Here is a 16461-nt window from a genome sequence, read left to right on the forward strand (position 1 = left end):
CGGTGACTGTAGAGTCTCAAGTGCACTCGAGATCAAGAGCGGGGAACGGAGTCGTGACGAGCCGCACGAGCGAAGAACTGCTGGCAATCGGTGAGGTCTCCCGGCGCACGGGAGCTGCCGTGTCTGCGATTCGCTACTACGAGTCGCTGGGACTCGTGACGGCACACCGCACCGCAGGCGGCACACGCCGCTTCCCCCGGCACACGATCCGGCGAATCTCGATCATCCAGTTGGCGACCCGCTTCGGCATTCCGCTGGTCGAGGTGGCCGAGGTGTTCTCGGCGTTGCCGGCCGAACGGCCCCCGACCCGGCGGGACTGGATGCGCATCTCGCGGGCATGGCACGAGCGACTCGAGGAACGCAAGCAGGCGATCGACCGGATGCAGCGCGAGCTGGCGGGGTGCATCGGCTGCGGCTGTCTGTCGCTGCAGGCCTGCACACTGTTCAATCCGGGTGATCGGCTGGGCGAGGACGGCGCGGGCGCGCGGCGCGTCGACCCGGGGGCGCGTTAGACGGGGGCGACCTGCAGCACCCTGTCGTCGGAGCCGTTGTCGGTGGTGACGAGGAGCGAACCGTCGGGCAGTGGGGTGAGCGACCGCAGGCGCCCGTACTCCCCCTCGAGCAGTTCGGCCGATTCGGTCACGCTGCGGCCGTCGTCGGACAGGCGCAGCAGCAGCAGCTTCTCGCCCTGCTGGCTGCTGACGACGAGTGCACCGGACCACGGGCCCCACTGCGGTCCGGCCGCGAACGCCAGCCCGGGGGTGGCGATGGTGGGCGATCCGGAACTCCACACCGCCGGGATCGCTCCGGGGACGCGCTCGGGATCGGTCATCGGCACCGACTCGTCGTACGTGCCGGGTTCCCGGTCGGGGCGCCAGCCGTAGTTGCCGCCCGGCACGAGCAGGTTGACCTCGTCGTCGCGGCTGCTGCCCTGCTCGACCGAGTAGAGCCGGCCGGTGCCGGGCTGCAGCGCCAGCCCCTGCACGTTGCGGTGGCCGAGGGTGAACACGACGCTGCCCGGGTCCGGGTTGCCGGGCGCCGGCGTCCCGTCGGGGTTCAGGTGCAGCACCTTGCCGCCGAGGCTGCCGGGATCCTGCGGCGCCGTCGGGCGGGTGGCGTCGCCCGTGCCGATGTACAGGGTGCCGTCGGGGTGCACGAGGATGCGGCAGCCGGCGTGGCGGCCGCCGCGGGCGACCGGCAGCCCCTCGACGACGGTGCGCTGCCGCGTCATGGTGGTCCAGCCGGGATCGACGGTCCAGGCGTAGACGCGGACGTCGTCGGGGTCGCGGTGCCCCTGGCACGTGTACACGGTGCGGCTGTCCTCGAAATCGAGGGCGAGCGCGACGCCCATGAGCCCGGTCTCCCCCACCGCGTACAGGTCCGACAGGTCGGCGCGCAGCTCCTCGACGCGCCCGTCGGGCCGGCGGACGACGAACCGGCCCGAGCGTTCACCGGTCAGCAACGTCCCGTCGGGGGCCTGCACCACGTCCCACGGATGGTCGAGACCGTCGACGACGGTGGTGACGGTGACCCGCGGCGGGGTTCCCGCGTCGGGGACCGGGGCGGGCGCGCCCGAGCGCACGGTCCGCGCGGGCTCCTCGGACGTACATGCGGTCAGGACGCAGGCCAGCGCCGCAGCGCACAGTGCGTGGGCGATCCGCATGCCGGTCGGGCTCCTCGGTGGTCAGGGTTTGAGGACGAGGCGCGCTATGGCGTCCGAGGCCTCCTGGATCTTCGCGTCGGCCTCCGGTCCGCCCTGCCGGGCGGCGTCGACGACGCAGCCGGCCAGGTGCGCGTCGAGCAGCTTGAGCGAGACCGTCTGCAGGGCCTTGGTGACGGCAGAGACCTGGGTCAGGACGTCGATGCAGTAGCGGTCGTCTTCGATCATCCGGGCGATGCCCGCTACCTGCCCCTCGATGCGGCGCAGGCGCTTGAGCAGGTCCTCCTGGTGCGGGGTGTATCCGGCCATACTCGTATCGTACCCCTAGGGGGTATTAGGGCAAGGGGGATCGGTGCGCTCGGCCAGCAAGGCCTCGAGTTCGGACCGTAGCCGCTCGTCGTCCCTGGCCCACGCCCGCACCAGAGCGCCACCCCGCAACCGCAGGCCGACGGCCGTCCGGCCCCGCGGCACGTTCGACAGCTCCCCCAGCGGCCGCGCGGTCTCCCAGCGCTCGGGATCCAGGGCCCGGGGATCGGCCGCGGGCAGCACCGCATCGATCTCCTCGACCGGCAGTTCCTCGGTCCCGAGGCGCAGCGTCTTCGCGGTCAGCTCCACGCTCACGTGCCGTCGGGCCGCGACGACCATCACGTACGCGAAGCCACTGAGCACCAGAGCGATCACCGGCAGCGCGACCCAGTGCACCACCGGCCCGGTCGCCAGTTCCACGACGAGCGCGACGGCGCACAGCACCGGCCCGAATGCCACGGTGCGCCAACGGGCACCGGGTTCGTGGAAGCGGGGCTCGGTCGGCTCGTTCACGTCGCGGTCAGGCGCTGAGCATGCCCGGAACGACGACCAGCACCAGCGTCACCACGCCCAGGACGGCGATGAGGCCGATCAGGACCAGCTCGCGACGACGACCGTACGGCCGGGGCTCCACCTGCATGAAAGTCCTCTTCGCTCGTCGGAAACGACCGCGCGGGCCGTGGGTCGTCAGACACCGTACTCCGTGCGCCCGTCGGGTCAGCTCGGGGGCAACCGGAGGAAGTACAGATTCGACTCGCGGCGGTGCATGAGCACGATCGCCCCGACGGAACACACCCCCTGCAGGATGCTCACCAGACCGATCACGAGGCCGGCACCGCCGCCCAGCGCACCCACGCCGAACACCGTCGGGATCGCCGTGACGGTCAGGAAGACACCGATCATCGTGAGCAGCATGCGCGCCCAGTTCCGGCCGCGGCGCATCGCGAAGGCCACGAGCAGGAACAGGCCGGTGAACACCAGACCCAGGACGGCGGTGATGCCGAATCCCAACGGCAGCAACGACTCCACCGTCTCCCGCGGCATGTCCACCGGGGGTGTCTGCCGGGCCAGTTCCGCCGTCATCTGATCGACGAACTCGTCCCTGCGCTCCCACATCAGCAGCACACTCGCGCCGAGGTACACCAACCCCAGGACCGCGACCGCGCACCACAACTGGAACGCGGTCTCGACGTCCACGGGCGTGGGGCGCCGCTGCGCCGGTGCCGGACCGGGCGGAGTGTCCGGCGGCCCGGGCCACTGCGACGGTTCGGGCGTGCTCACGAGAGCCGGCCCGCGACCTCGGCCGCCCAGTACGTGAGCACGATGTCGGCACCGGCGCGACGGATGCTCGTCAGCGACTCCAGGATCGCCGCGTCCCGGTCGATCCAGCCGTTCTGCGCGGCGGCGGTGATCATCGCGTACTCGCCCGAGATCTGATACGCCGCGACGGGCACGTCCGAACGGTCGGCGACCTCGCGCAGCACGTCGAGATACGCCATCGCGGGCTTGACCATCACCACGTCGGCGCCTTCGGCGAGGTCGAGATCGACCTCGCGCAGCGCCTCCCGGCGATTCGCCGGATCCTGCTGGTAGGTGCGCCGATCGCCCTCGAGCGAGGACCCCACCGCGTCCCGGAACGGTCCGTAGAACGCGGAGGCGTACTTCGCGGAATACGCGATCTGCCCCACGTCCTGATGCCCCGCGGCGTCGAGCGCCGCGCGGATGGACGCGACCTGACCGTCCATCATCCCGCTCGGACCGAGCAGATGCGCGCCGGCCTCGGCCTGGGCGACGGCCATCTCCGCGTACCGCTCGAGGGTGGCGTCGTTGTCCACCTCACCCGAGGCGCCCAGGACGCCGCAGTGACCGTGGTCGGTGAACTCGTCGAGGCACGTGTCGGCCATCAGGACCGTCGCATCGCCGAGTTCGGCGCGCAGGTCCCGCAGCGCACGGTTGAGCACGCCGTCCGGGTCGGTGCCGCCCGATCCGCGGGCGTCCTTGTCCTCGGCGCGCGGCACGCCGAAGAGCATCAGCCCACCCACGCCGGCCTCGACCGCCGCGGTCGCCGCGGCGGGCAGCGAATCGGGGGTGTGCTGGTACACGCCGGGCATCGACGGGATCTCCCGCGGCGCGTCGAGGCCGTCGGCGACGAACATCGGGAGCACCAGATGCCGCGGCTCGAGGGACGTTTCGGCCACCAGCCGGCGCATTGCCGGGGTGGTGCGCAGCCTGCGGGGACGGACATCGGGATACATCGGCGTACTCACCTTCCAGGCAGGCAAGCCGTGCGCGGTTCCGGTAGCGGTGGCTACCGGAACCGCGCACGGGGGGTCAGCGGCGGGCGCGGGACTTCTTGCGGGGCGGCGGCAGTGCGCCCTCGGCCCGCAACCGGGCGGCGTGCTCGGCGAGCGCCTCCACCAGGGGACCGATCTGCGCGGTCTCCGGCTGCACATCCACCCGCAGCCCGAACTCGATCGCGGTCTCCGCGGTCTTCGGCCCGATGCACGCGACGATGGTGCGCGCGTGCGGCTTACCCGCGATACCCACGAGGTTCCGGACCGTCGACGACGAGGTGAAGCACACCGCGTCGAACCCACCGGTCTTGATCATCTCGCGGGTCTCGGCCGGCGGCGGTGCCGCCCGCACCGTGCGGTAGGCGGTCACGTCGTCGATCTCCCAGCCTCGCTCGCGCAGACCCTCCGCGAGGGTTTCGGTGGCGATGTCGGCGCGCGGCAGCAGCACCCGGTTGACCGGATCGAAAACGTCGTCGTACGGCGCGAATTCGGCGAGCAGCCCCTCGCTGGACTGTTCACCGGAGGGCACCAGCTCGGGGGTGATCCCGAACGAGCGCACCTTGTCCGCCGTCGCCTGTCCGACACACGCGATCTTCACACCCGAGAAGGCGCGAGCGTCGAGTCCGAAGGCCTCGAACTTCTCCCACACCGCGCGCACCGCGTTCGTGGAGGTGAACACCACCCACTGGTAGCGGCCGTCCACGAGTCCCTTGACGGCCCGCTCCATCTGGGCCGGACTGCGGGGCGGCTCCACCGCGATGGTCGGCACCTCGATCGGGATCGCACCGTGCGTGACGAGCCGCTCGCTCATCTCCCCGGCCTGCTCCTTGGTGCGCGGCACCAGCACCGTCCAGCCGTACAGGGCGCGGGACTCCCACCACGAGAGCTTGCCGCGCTGCGCGACGATCTTGCCGACGGTGACGACGAGCGGGCCGACGAGTTCGGAGCCGGCGTCGTTGAGCGTGGCGAGGGTGGCTTCGACGGTGCGCTGCTGCCGTGTCGTGCCACGGACGGTGATCGCCGCCGGGGTCTGCGGCGCGAGCCCGTGCTCGACAAGGGCGCTGGCAGTCTCCGCGAGATGACCGGACGTGGCGTGCAGCACCAGCGGGCCGGGAGCGGCGGCGAGCGCCGCCCAGTCCACCTCGCCGCGCACGTCGACCTCGGTGTGGCACGAGCCCAGCGCCATGCCGGCGTAGCTCGGCACGGCCGAGCCGGGAGTCAGGCCCGGCAGGACCTCGAACACCACGTGGGTGCGGGCGACGGCGTTGACCTCGGCGATCACCGAGTCGGTGGTCAGCGGGTCGCCGGCGACGAGGCGCACGACATCGTGGCCGTTCTTCGCCTCCGCGACGAGGGTCTTGGCGACCTCGGTGGGCTCACCCAGTGCGGGACGCACCTCGGCGAGGGGCTCCCCGGTCTCCGCGTCCCGGCCGGCGGTGGTGCCCACGAGCGCCACCACCCCCCTGTCGACGTCGGGGTCGGTGAAGGCGATCGTCGCACCCGCGAGCACGTCGCGGGCGCGCACGGTCAGCAGAGCCGGGTCGCCCGGCCCAGCTCCCACGAACAGGATCCGTCCGGGATTGTGCTTACGGACTCGGCTCATCGGTCATTCTCCAGTGCGGTCGAATCTGCGGTAATGGGAAACCTGAGGTGCGGACGGAAGGCGTCAAACATCGGCCGTGCCCTGTTCCGGCGCGTCGTCCCCCCGGTCGGCCATCAGCTCGCGCGCACCGAGATCGAGCAACTCGCGAGCCACCGCCCGGCCCAGCTCCTCGGCGCGGCTGGTGGCACCGACGGCGCTGGCGCGCAGCACGTCCGAGCCGTCGAGCGCGGCGGCGCAGCCGCGCACGGACAGTTCCTCGATGACGCGGCCGTCGTCGTCGAGGGACTCGACGACCTCGGCAACGGCCCCGACGGGGGCGGTGCAGCCGGCCTCGAGCTCCGCGAGCAGCGCCCGTTCGGCGACGACCGCCGCGCGGCTGGCGCGGTCGTCGAGACCGGCGAGGATCTCGATCAGTGCGGTGTCCTCCGCGCGGCATTCGACCGCGAGGGCACCCTGGGAGGGCGCCGGTAGCATCTGCACCGGTTCGAGGGACTCGGTGATCCGGTCGAGTCGGCCGATACGCGAAAGTCCCGCGCGCGCAATGACGATGGCGTCCAGTTCGCCGGACGCAACCTTCCCGAGCCGGGTGTCGATGTTGCCGCGCAGCGGCCGGATGTCGAGGCCCAGGCCCATGGCGGCGAGCTGGGCACGCCGCCGCGGCGCGGAGGTGCCCACGCGCGAGCCCGGCGGCAGCTCGCCGAGGACCAGTCCGTCGCGGGCGACGAGCGCGTCGCGCGGATCCTCCCGCGGCGGCACGGCCGCGATCACCAGTCGCGGATCCTGCGCGGTCGGAAGGTCCTTGTACGAATGCACGGCCAGGTCGACGTCGCCGGCGAGCAGCGCCTCCCGCAGCTCGGCGGTGAAGACGCCGACACCGATCCGCTCGACCGGGCCCGCGGTGACGTCGCCCTTGGTGGTGATGACGACCAACTCGGCGGGATGGCCGGCGGCGATCAGCGCATCCCGGACGGTGCCCGCCTGCGTCGTCGCCAGCAGGCTGCCGCGCGTTCCGATCCGCAGCGTGCGGCTGCCGGTTCCGGTTTCGATCCGGGTATCCGATGCGACCTCGGCGCTCATGCCTGCCTTTCCTCTCGAGAAGCTCCCAGCGCCCCGGGCGACTGCTTCCGGGGCGACCGCAGTTCCGTGGTGACGGCCGGATCCAGCGCGGCCGACAGGTCGGTCGCGCCGGTCACGTCGGGGAGCGCGCCGAGTTCCTTCGCCACCGGGGTGGCGACGGCCTCGGCAGCACCCGGACGCAATTCGAACAGCTCGCGCAGCGCCTCGGCGTACTGGTCGCCGCCCGGAGTGGACGCCAGCTGCTTGACGCGCACCGTCGGTGCGTGCAGCAGCTTGTCGACGACGCGGCGCACCGTGCGGGCCACCTCGCCGCGCTGGCCGTCGTCGAGTCCCGGCAGCCGGGACTCGAGCCGCAGCAGCTCGCCCTCGACGACCTCGGCGGCGCGCTGACGCAGCGCGGTGACGGTGGGGGTGACCTCGGCCAGACGCTGGGAAGCGAGGTAGTCGGCAAGCTCGGCGGCCACGATCGAGCGAGCCGCGTCGGTGTCGGAGGCGGCGGCACCGGCCGCGGGATCGCGTTGCAGCGACTCCATGTCGAAGACGGTGACGCCGGGCAGACCCGAGACGGCCGGCTCCACGTCGCGCGGCAGGCCGAGATCGCAGATCACCAGCGGTCGGGTGCTCCGCTCGGGCTGCGCGAGGGCCCGGTGCGCGTCGGCGAGGGTGACGACCGTACCGACCGCACCCGTGCAGGTGACGGCCACGTCGGCCTGCGACAACGCGGCCGCGAGCCGGTCGAACGACAGCACATCTGCCTCGATGCCGTTGCCGCGGGCTGTCTCGGCGAGCCGCTCGGCGCGCTCACGGGTCCGGTTGACCACCACGATGCGCGCGATCCCGGCACGGGTGAGGTGCGCGACGGCGAGTCCGCCCATCGCGCCCGCACCGATCACGGCGGCGGTGCGGCCGGCCAGACCGTCGAGCACTGTCGCGGCCTTGTCCAGTGCCACCGACACCACGGACGCACCCGCCGCGTCGATGCCGGTCTCGCTGTGCACTCGCTTGCCCACGCGCAGCGCCTGCTGAGCCAGCTCGTGCAGGGCCCGGCCGGCAGCCTGCTGGGCGTCGGCGCTCGCGTAGGCGGTACGGATCTGGCCGAGGATCTGCTGCTCACCGACCACCATCGAGTCGAGGCCGCTGGCCACGGCGAACAGGTGCTCGGCGGCCGCCTCGCTGTAGCGCACGTACGCGTGCTTGTGCAGATCCACGAGGGTCAGGCCCGAGTGCTCGGCCATGAGCTCGCTCACGTCGGCCAGCGCGCCGTGGAACGCGTCGACCACCGCGTAGATCTCCACCCGGTTGCAGGTGGAGACGATCATCGCCTCCGAGATGTGGCCGGAGGCCATCATCTTGTCGGTGAGCTTGGGTCGGTCGGTGTCGGTGACGGCCACCTTTTCGAGCACCGAGACGGGCGCGGTCCTGTGCGAGACCCCGACGAGGAGAACACTCACGGCGCAATCACCGATCCGTTTCTTGTCGCTGCCGAGGCCACGGGGCTCGGCTTTCCTGATGCGGTGAACCCGGTTGCGCTCGCCTTCTGGGCGGTGAGCCGGGACGCGCCGGTCGCGGCCCGGCGCCCTTCGCCCGACGCGACCTGGCAGATATCGGGCAGGCCGGCACGACTGCCGTCCACCGGCGCGTCGTTGCGGGCACTGTGGAACGAGAGGACCTGCATTTCCACGGACAGATCGACTCGCCGGACCTCGACGTGGCCGGGCACCTCGAGCGGTGTCGCGGCGAAGCTCAGCACGGACCGGACGCCGGAACGCACCAGCCGGTCGCATACGCCCTGAGCAGCGTCGTCCGGGGTCGCGATGACACCGATCGTGGCAGCGAGTTCGCGGGCGGCCGCTTCGAGCCCGTCGACGTGCCGGATGGTCAGGTTCCCCACCCGGGTGCCCACCCGCGCCGGGTCGGCATCGAACAGTCCGGCCATCGTGAAGCCGCGGCGGTCGAACCCTGAGTACCCGGCCAGCGCGCGGCCGAGATTGCCGACGCCGACGAGGACCACGCGGTGCCCTCGGTCGAGGCCGAGTGCGTTCTCGATGCGGGCTTGCAGGCGCAGCACGTCGTACCCGACGCCACGCACCCCGTTGGGTCCGAGGAAGGACAGATCCTTGCGGAGTTTCGCGGAACCGACCCCGGATGCGGTGGCGAGTTCCTCGCTCGAGACGATGAGCGTGCCTTCGTCGGCGAGCATTCCGAGGACCCGCAGGTACGTCGCGAGACGCGTCACAGTAGCCTGGGGGATGTCCCGCACGGGGACACCGGGAGACGCACCCCCGTCGACTTCGGCGACGCCGCCGCGGGCGGCATCGCCCTGCGGGGGGTGCAGCTCTGTCACGTTCGTGGCTCCTCGTCCGGCCGACGGGTACACGTCGGTCCTCACGGTGATCCGGGGGATTCGTTCACACCACGGTAACCGCTTGTGAAGCCCTGCACAAAGTTGCTCGAACGGCCCCGAATGTGCTTCTCACCTGCACCACGGTTCCGCCCGGGGGCGCTCAACCGGCCAGATCGGCCCGCAATCGCGGCTCGTCGACCTCCCAGTAGCTGTGCTCCCGGCCGTCGAGCAGCACCACCGGCAGACGATCGCCGAATTCGGCACGCAGGTCGGGATCCGTCGAGGCGGCCCGATCGACATCGATGCACGTCAGGACCGCGCCGAGCTCGTCGCACAGTTGCTCGAGCAGCGTCAGGGCGGGAGCGCAGGCGCCGCAGCCGGCTCGGACGAGGAGGGTGATCTCGTGAGGGGCGCCGGGTGCGGCGGACGGCCCGGGCAGGTGTTCGCTCATGGGTCAACTGTGCGTCATACCCCGCCGAGACGAATGTCACACCCCCGGTCCACATGCGGCAATGCGCGGAGCGGGGCACCGCGCGGGCTAGGCTGAGGCGGTCTGCCACACACGACGGCCGGCCGCCGGCAAACCCGGCCGGCAGCACTCGACGGCGCGGCCGTCGCGCAACAGGGAGGTGCAGGTGCCGGAACGTCCAGTGCCACACGGCTGGGGATTCGGCGAGAACCTGGCCGGTCGCGTCAGCGAGACCCTGGCCGGCCTGATCCGGCCCGGCCGGCCCCGGCTGCTGAGCAAGTTCGGCCCCAGCGAGACCGAGGTTCGCGCGAACCTCGCCGGACAGGCGAGCGCCGACGCCGCGCTCGCCCTGCAGGAGGCTCGCACCGAGGCCGAGTCCGTCGACGTCTCGACGACCCCGGTTCCGCAGGACCTCACCGCGGCCGCGTTCTTCGACGTCGACAACACGATGGTGCAGGGCGCGTCGATCATCCACTTCGCGCGCGGACTTGCCGCCCGCGACTACTTCACCAAGTCCGACCTGGCCGAATTCGCCTGGCAGCAGGTCAAGTTCCGGGTCACCGGCAAGGAGAACTCGGACGACGTCGCCAGCGGCCGCGAGAAGGCGCTGTCGTTCGTCGCCGGCCGGTCCACGGCGGAGCTGGCCCGTCTCGGCGAGGAGATCTACGACGAGATCATCGCGGACAAGATCTGGCCCGGTACCCGTGCGCTGGCACAGATGCACCTCGACGCCGGGCAGCAGGTGTGGCTGGTGACAGCGACGCCGGTCGAACTGGCGAACGTCATCGCCGAGCGCCTCGGCCTGACCGGTGCCCTCGGAACCGTCGCCGAGTCGGAGGACGGCGTGTTCACCGGCCGTCTCGTCGGCGACATCCTGCACGGCCTGGGCAAGGCGCACGCGGTGCGGGCCCTGGCGATCCGCGAGGGCCTGAACCTCAAGCGCTGCACGGCATACTCCGACAGCCACAACGACGTCCCCATGCTCTCGCTCGTCGGCACGCCGGTCGCCGTCAATCCCGACGCCGACCTGCGGGAACTCGCGAAGACCCGGGGATGGGAGATCCGGGACTTCCGCACGGCCCGCAAGGCGGCGCGCATCGGAGTTCCGACGGCGCTGGCCCTCGGCGCCGCGGGGGTCGCGCTCGCCGCCGCTCTCGGCCGTCGCCGCGACTCGGCGGCGTGACGGCCGGGCTCAACCGAGGAACACGTTGCGCCGTTTGGTGAGCAACCGGTACAGCGTCTGCTGGATGGTCTCCCGCACGTGGTCGGTCACCTCGAACAACACCATCGGATCCTCCACCGCGGCATCGTCGTAGACGTCGGTGGCGATCGGCGTACCGAACTCGATGTACCACTTCGAGGGCAGCGGCACGATGCCCAGCGGGCCGAGAGCCGGGAACAGCGGGGTGATCGGGAAGTACGGAAGGCCGAGGAGCCGGGCGATGGACGTCAGGTCGGCGATCTTCGGGTAGATCTCCTCCGAACCGACGATCGAGCAGGGCACGATCGGTGCCTTGGTCTGGAGCGCGGCCGAGACGAAGCCCCCACGCCCGAACCGCTGCAGCTTGTAGCGTTCACTGAACGGCTTGCCGAGACCCTTGTACCCCTCGGGGAACACCGCGACCACCTGATCCTCGCGCAGGAGCCGCTCGGCATCCGGATGGCACGCGAGAGTGTGTCCCGCCTTGCGGGTGACGCTCCCGACGACCGGCATGCCGAAGGCGAGGTCGGCCGCGAGCATGCGCAGGGGACGGTGGGCGAGGTCGTGCACCGCAACGGAAGTCATCAATGCGTCCACCGGCAAGGTGCCGGCATGGTTGGCGACGATCAGCGCGCTCCCGTCGGCCGGGATGTTCTCGATGCCGCGCACTTCGACACGGAACCACTTCTCGAACAGCGGCCGCAGCGCCGGCAGCAGGACGTTGTCGGTGAAGTGCGGGTCGAAGCCGAAGTCGTCCACCTCGTAGTCGCCGGTGATCCGTCGCCGCAGGAACTCGGCGGTGCCGGTGATCTGTCCGACCAGTTTGTGCCGCAGGTCGTCGAGGAACCCGTCCGCCGCCGTCTCCTGCACCGGCGCTGCGGGCCGTTCGGGTGGGATCGGGGAGCCGTACGTCGACGGGTGACCGGAACCGGCGCCCGGGCGTGCACCCGCCCGTCGTGCCGACCCCGCTCCCCCGTGGAGTGGGATCACCTTGGCCACTTCTGTCATCGCGCCTCCATCCGCTCTCCGAGCGCCGAGAGCAGGATCGACTCGGTTCGATCGACCCATTCCGTCCTGACGACCTGCCGCAGCCCGACGCTGCGAGCGTAGTCGTCGAGAGCCTGCCTCGTGGTCCACCTCGGCTCGAAGCCGAGTTCGGTGCGCATCCGCGTGGTGTCCAGCCCGCGCCCGAAGTGGAAGTAGTCGAGTTCTTCCTTGTTGAACGACTTCATCACCGGCCCCATCAGCGCCTGCCCGACGGTGCGGAACAAGCCGTAGGGCATCGGCACGGTCAGTCCGCCGGCGCGCCGCACGGCCTGCGACATCATCACGATGCCGTCCCCGGCGACGTTGTAGGTCCCGGCCTGTCCGGCGACGGTGGCGCGTTCGAGCGCCGAGAGCGCATCCTCCTCGTGCAGCAGCTGCAACCGGGCATCGCGGCCGAGAATGGTGGGCACGATCGGCGAGGTGAGGTACCGCGAGACGGAGCCGGGCAGATGGTTGCCCACCGTCGGGGCGAGGCGCAGGATCGTCGCGGCGATGTCCGGTCGCCGGCGTGCCATCCCGCGCAGATAACCCTCCACCTCGATCATGTCGCGGGCGAAAGCGCCGGTCGGCCGGCGGCGCGCGCTCATCTCCTCGGTGAATTTCGCGGGGTCCTTCGCACTCGACCCGTACACCACCGACGAGGAGCGCAGCACGACGCGTCGCACGGACGGGGTCTTCTGGCACACGGCGAACAACTGCATCGCACCGAGGACGTTCATGTCCTTCATCGCGGCGCGACTGCCGGACTTCGGCGCCTTGGTGAGGGTGGAGGTGTGGACGACGGTGTCGACGTCCATGTTCCGGATGACCTTGCCGATGAGCGGGTTGCGGATGTCGGCGAGCACGAACTCGGCGCGGCCCATGCGCCGCAGCATGTCCTTGGTGGGCGATTGGGTGTCGACCGCGATGACGCGTTCGACGCCGGGGTGCTGGGCCAGACGGGTGACCAGGTACCCCCCGAGGAATCGGCTCGCGCCGGTGACCAGAGCCACCCTCGGCGGGTCGATTCCGTCGATCTCCGAACTCACCCACTCACCCCCTGCTGTCACTTCGGTCTCTCACGATACGGTGACTTTCGCAACAAAGCATTACACCGGAGTAACCGATCACCGGAAAGACTTCGATGCGGGACTTTCGTCCTCGGCCACCCGAACCCCGCGTACCACCCGGATCGGGCGTTCGGCGGGCGACCCTCGACGGCCCGCCGACCCAGACGCTCGATGCCCGCCACCACACGGGTGACGGGCATCGGGGAATCGATCTACTTGCCGAGTTTACGACGCTGCACTCGGGTGCGGCGGAGCAGCTTACGGTGCTTCTTCTTCGACATGCGCTTACGGCGCTTCTTGATCACAGAACCCATCAGGGTTTCCCTCACGTTCTCTCTAGCGTTCCTGCGCGCACGCCGGTGACGTACGCCTGTAGTCGACGCTGGGCCGCGTGGTGACGAGCTCAGCGCCTCACGACACCGGGTGGCCGGTACGACGACAAGCAATCGTACCGGGGCGGGTTTCGACTAGTGAAACCGAGGTCCGCTCCGGGCTCCGATTGCGGCCGACGACCGCTCAGCCGACGTCGAAGTAGGACGTTTCCAGGTAATCGTGCACGGCCTTGGCGTGCACACGGAACGAACGTCCCACTCGCACGGCGGGTAGTTCCCCGCTGTGCACCAGCCTGTACACGGTCATCTTCGACACCCGCATCAGCGCCGCCACTTCGGCGACGGTGAGGAACTGGGTGCCGGAGAGAACCGACTGACCGTCCTCGGGTTGGCCCTTCGACGGTTTGCTTCCAGATACCATTACACACCTCCGGCACGTCCCGCGCCGCCGGCTTCCCCTCCGGCGGAACAGACACGCACGTGCTCAATCGAGCTTAGCGTGACCAATGGTTCCCGTGCGACGATGCGCACGACCAATTTCCTCAATCAGCGGACGAACCGAGTGCGGCCGAGCGTTCCCGGGCCGCCGCGAGCGCCTCGTAGAACGCCGTCCGCACGCCGCCACGTTCCAGTTCCCGGATCGCCGCCGCGGTGGTTCCACCCGGCGATGTCACCGCCGCGCGCAGGTCGGCGGCGTTCTCCCCCGACCGGGCGAGCATGGCCGCCGAGCCGGTCATCGTCTGCACCACGAGCTCGGTGGTCGTCGCCCGCGTCAGACCGAGGGCGACGCCCGCGTCGATCATCGCCTCGGCGACGAGGAAGAAGTACGCCGGACCCGAACCGGACACAGCGGTCACCGCGTCGATCTGGGACTCGGGTACCACCGTCACGGTCCCCACCGACTCGAGAACCTGGCGTGCCAGCGCCAGATCGTCGGGCTTGACGTGCCGGCCGGCGGCGATCACGCTCGCGCCCTCCCCCACCAGCATCGGGGTGTTGGGCATGACGCGCACGACCGGCGATCCGGCCGGCAGCCGGTTCTCGTACCGCGACGTGGGCACGCCGGCGACCAGCGACATCAGCAGCTTCTCGCGTTCGCTGTCGAGGTCGGCCTTGCCCAGATCGGCGAGCACGACGTCGACGTCGCCCGGCTTGACCGCGATCACCAGCACGTCCGCGCCTTCGGCCGCGTCGGCGATCGAGTCGGTGACCCGGATCGAGTACTCGGCGGTGAGCTCCTCGCTCCGCGCCGGGAACTTCTCGACGACCACCAGATCCTTGGTCGCGAATCCACTGTGCAGCAGCCCCGAGACCAGCGCCTCACCGATCCTGCCGCCACCGATCACCGCAATTCTCGTCATGGGCAACAGCCTGCCACGGCCGCTGCCGGGGTCCGCACCCCCCTGACGATCAGCGCGGGACCATCGCGAGCTGACGACTCTGGACGACGACGGCGCCGGTGGCATCGACGACGGTGTGGTCCTCCTCGAACCAGGCGTTACCCAGGACCGTGCTGTCGGCCATGATCCGCAGCCAGCCGGGTGCCGGCAGTCGCCGCAGATACGCGGTGAGCTGCACCGTCGGCGCCCAGCCGAACAGGCCCCGATTCATGGTGACCGGCGCGGAGATGTCCCCGGCCATGAGCGCGAACAGCGCGGCGGTGTCGACGTCGGCCTCGTCCCCCGCCCACGGCCGCGCCCACATCCGCACGACCGGTTCACCCTGCTCTCCTGCGAGGAAGCGGGCACTGGTCTCGTCCACGACGAGGTCGGCGCCCGCGCACAGGTTCACCACCTGGGCCATCGGATGGCCGGGGCCGATGAGGGGCGCGCCGTCGGGTGGCTGCACCGACAGTGCGGCGACCGGATGGGCAGTGGCATACCGCGGCTCGCCCGCGTCGGGCCTGCCGAGCGTCACCGAGGCACGGACCGCGACCCGGTCCCCCTGCGAGAGCTCCACGTCGACGAGCCCGACCTGCTTCCCGAGCTTGCGGACGGTGGTGGTGAGCTGGACGTCGCCCGGGTCGGGGGCGGCGACGAACCCGGCACTGACCGCAAGAGGTTGCGCCGCCGGATCGGATCCCGCCGCCTGCGCCGCCGAGCGGGCCGCCGCGGCGCACACGGCGAGCATGCAGCCACCGTGCACCTTGGGGCCGATCGTCCAGATCGGGGCGATGTGGGCGAGCCAGCGGTCGTCGCCGGCGGCGTCGAGCGTCGTCAGGTCGCGGAACGGGTGGTTGCCGGAATCTGGCACGGTGTCGGTCACTGCTGCTCCTGTGAATCGGGGACGGATCCGTCCGGTGACTTCGCGTCGAGTCCATCCGGCGGCTCGGGGACGGGGCCGTCCCGTGGCTCTGGGACGGGTCCGTCCGGTGACTCGGGGACGGGTCCGTCCGGGGCGCCGGACTCGGTGAAGCGCCGAGCGGCAAGGTGCTGGTGTGCGAGCCGGCGCATCGCGGTGAGGACAGGTTCGTACAGGGCGGTGCCGAGGACCGCCGCCTCGACCGTCGCCTCCCGGGACCGGGTGGGCAGCAGGTCGATGTCGATCTCGGCGATGCCGAGCACGTGCCGTCCGTAGACGTCGATGCGCTCGTCGCTCATCGACAGGCCGGCGGAATCGAGGGCGGCGAGGGCCCGCTCGAGCTGGGCGACCGCGGCGAACCTCGGGTCGTAGAGCTGACCGAGCCGTTCGAGGACGCGCCGGGCGCGCGGATAGTCGTGGGATGCGGGCTCGTCGGGTGGGTAGGGCGGCAGCGCTGCGACGGCTCGGCCGAGGGCGACGAACAGCGACTCGTCGGTGCCGTCGAGGAGGCGGACGATCTCGCGGATGCGCGGCAGCGGCAGCCCCTGGGCGGCGAGTGCACGGATCAGAGCGAGGCGCCGGACGTGCCGCTCGTCGTACCGGGCCTGGGTGGCGCTGGTCGCCTCGCCCGGCATCAGCAGTCCCTCGCGCAGGTAGTACTTCACGGTCGCCAGGGGGACACCCGTCCGGTCCACCAGTTCCGAGATCCGCACCGCCACCTCCTCTTGACAACGGATAGTACAACTATCCAGTATTGGATACTGCAACTATCCAATAC

Annotated in this window: 19 protein-coding genes; 2 read left to right on the forward strand and 17 right to left on the reverse strand. The window is 70.9% G+C overall.

Going from position 1 to position 16461, the window contains the following annotated elements:
* The first annotated feature begins 53 nt into the window (after nucleotides 1-53).
* The gene (gene soxR, locus ACM26Y_RS18305; RefSeq protein WP_289377858.1) at nucleotides 54-512 is read left to right on the forward strand and encodes a redox-sensitive transcriptional activator SoxR; all 459 of its coding nucleotides are present in this window, start codon (nucleotides 54-56) and stop codon (nucleotides 510-512) included.
* Here the strand turns inward: soxR and ACM26Y_RS18310 are convergent.
* The 10 genes from ACM26Y_RS18310 to ACM26Y_RS18355 all read right to left on the reverse strand — a co-directional run bounded on the left by ACM26Y_RS18310 (nucleotide 509) and on the right by ACM26Y_RS18355 (nucleotide 9735).
* A complete protein-coding gene (locus tag ACM26Y_RS18310; protein WP_289377857.1) occupies nucleotides 509-1663 on the reverse strand; it encodes a PQQ-dependent sugar dehydrogenase in 1155 nt (384 codons plus the stop codon). The genes soxR and ACM26Y_RS18310 overlap by 4 nt on opposite strands.
* Before the next feature lie 21 nt (nucleotides 1664-1684).
* The gene (locus ACM26Y_RS18315) at nucleotides 1685-1969 is read right to left on the reverse strand and encodes a metal-sensitive transcriptional regulator (protein WP_003937563.1); all 285 of its coding nucleotides are present in this window, start codon (nucleotides 1967-1969) and stop codon (nucleotides 1685-1687) included.
* Nucleotides 1970-1984: 15 nt separating this feature from the next.
* Nucleotides 1985-2479, reverse strand: a complete 495-nt coding sequence (locus tag ACM26Y_RS18320; RefSeq protein ID WP_416061527.1) for a hypothetical protein — start codon at nucleotides 2477-2479, stop codon at nucleotides 1985-1987.
* Nucleotides 2480-2683: 204 nt separating this feature from the next.
* Nucleotides 2684-3247 (reverse strand): hypothetical protein, encoded by a 564-nt coding sequence (locus ACM26Y_RS18325; RefSeq protein ID WP_081005231.1) that lies wholly within the window; start codon nucleotides 3245-3247, stop codon nucleotides 2684-2686.
* Nucleotides 3244-4221, reverse strand: a complete 978-nt coding sequence (hemB, locus tag ACM26Y_RS18330; protein WP_371383469.1) for a porphobilinogen synthase — start codon at nucleotides 4219-4221, stop codon at nucleotides 3244-3246. Before hemB ends, ACM26Y_RS18325 begins: the two co-directional genes overlap by 4 nt.
* 76 nt (nucleotides 4222-4297) lie before the next feature.
* Nucleotides 4298-5863, reverse strand: a complete 1566-nt coding sequence (locus ACM26Y_RS18335) for a uroporphyrinogen-III synthase (RefSeq protein ID WP_003937559.1) — start codon at nucleotides 5861-5863, stop codon at nucleotides 4298-4300.
* 63 nt (nucleotides 5864-5926) lie between these two features.
* Complete coding sequence (gene hemC / locus ACM26Y_RS18340; protein ID WP_289377853.1) at nucleotides 5927-6940, reverse strand: hydroxymethylbilane synthase; 1014 nt, start codon at nucleotides 6938-6940, stop codon at nucleotides 5927-5929.
* On the reverse strand, nucleotides 6937-8391 hold the full coding sequence (locus ACM26Y_RS18345) for a glutamyl-tRNA reductase (protein WP_003937557.1): 1455 nt from the start codon (nucleotides 8389-8391) through the stop codon (nucleotides 6937-6939). The genes hemC and ACM26Y_RS18345 overlap by 4 nt, the downstream gene beginning before the upstream one ends.
* Nucleotides 8388-9284 (reverse strand): redox-sensing transcriptional repressor Rex, encoded by an 897-nt coding sequence (locus tag ACM26Y_RS18350; protein WP_193788768.1) that lies wholly within the window; start codon nucleotides 9282-9284, stop codon nucleotides 8388-8390. Before ACM26Y_RS18350 ends, ACM26Y_RS18345 begins: the two co-directional genes overlap by 4 nt.
* Nucleotides 9285-9444: 160 nt before the next feature.
* The gene (locus ACM26Y_RS18355) at nucleotides 9445-9735 is read right to left on the reverse strand and encodes a glutaredoxin family protein (protein ID WP_416061528.1); all 291 of its coding nucleotides are present in this window, start codon (nucleotides 9733-9735) and stop codon (nucleotides 9445-9447) included.
* Between the two features lie 184 nt (nucleotides 9736-9919).
* Between ACM26Y_RS18355 and ACM26Y_RS18360 the strand changes: the two genes are divergently transcribed.
* Nucleotides 9920-10936 carry an HAD family hydrolase gene (locus tag ACM26Y_RS18360; RefSeq protein ID WP_416061529.1) on the forward strand — a complete coding sequence of 339 codons (1017 nt, stop codon included), beginning with the start codon at nucleotides 9920-9922 and terminating at the stop codon, nucleotides 10934-10936.
* A 9-nt stretch (nucleotides 10937-10945) separates the two neighbouring features.
* Here ACM26Y_RS18360 and ACM26Y_RS18365 read toward each other — a convergent pair whose 3' ends face one another.
* The 7 genes from ACM26Y_RS18365 to ACM26Y_RS18395 all read right to left on the reverse strand — a co-directional run bounded on the left by ACM26Y_RS18365 (nucleotide 10946) and on the right by ACM26Y_RS18395 (nucleotide 16396).
* On the reverse strand, nucleotides 10946-11962 hold the full coding sequence (locus ACM26Y_RS18365) for a lysophospholipid acyltransferase family protein (protein WP_040782987.1): 1017 nt from the start codon (nucleotides 11960-11962) through the stop codon (nucleotides 10946-10948).
* Nucleotides 11959-13029, reverse strand: a complete 1071-nt coding sequence (locus ACM26Y_RS18370; RefSeq protein WP_054373339.1) for an NAD-dependent epimerase/dehydratase family protein — start codon at nucleotides 13027-13029, stop codon at nucleotides 11959-11961. Before ACM26Y_RS18370 ends, ACM26Y_RS18365 begins: the two co-directional genes overlap by 4 nt.
* A 233-nt stretch (nucleotides 13030-13262) precedes the next feature.
* Nucleotides 13263-13364, reverse strand: a complete 102-nt coding sequence (locus ACM26Y_RS18375; protein ID WP_003402602.1) for a 30S ribosomal protein bS22 — start codon at nucleotides 13362-13364, stop codon at nucleotides 13263-13265.
* A gap of 202 nt (nucleotides 13365-13566) precedes the next feature.
* On the reverse strand, nucleotides 13567-13803 hold the full coding sequence (locus ACM26Y_RS18380; protein ID WP_003937551.1) for a helix-turn-helix domain-containing protein: 237 nt from the start codon (nucleotides 13801-13803) through the stop codon (nucleotides 13567-13569).
* Between the two features lie 121 nt (nucleotides 13804-13924).
* The gene (proC, locus tag ACM26Y_RS18385; RefSeq protein WP_289377850.1) at nucleotides 13925-14743 is read right to left on the reverse strand and encodes a pyrroline-5-carboxylate reductase; all 819 of its coding nucleotides are present in this window, start codon (nucleotides 14741-14743) and stop codon (nucleotides 13925-13927) included.
* A gap of 49 nt (nucleotides 14744-14792) precedes the next feature.
* The gene (locus ACM26Y_RS18390; RefSeq protein WP_289377849.1) at nucleotides 14793-15647 is read right to left on the reverse strand and encodes a thioesterase family protein; all 855 of its coding nucleotides are present in this window, start codon (nucleotides 15645-15647) and stop codon (nucleotides 14793-14795) included.
* Nucleotides 15644-16396, reverse strand: a complete 753-nt coding sequence (locus tag ACM26Y_RS18395) for a MerR family transcriptional regulator (protein WP_416061530.1) — start codon at nucleotides 16394-16396, stop codon at nucleotides 15644-15646. Before ACM26Y_RS18395 ends, ACM26Y_RS18390 begins: the two co-directional genes overlap by 4 nt.
* Between the last annotated feature and the right edge of the window lie 65 nt (nucleotides 16397-16461).

It is taken from the genome of Rhodococcus indonesiensis (assembly GCF_047782815.1).
GTDB lineage: Bacteria > Actinomycetota > Actinomycetes > Mycobacteriales > Mycobacteriaceae > Rhodococcus > Rhodococcus indonesiensis.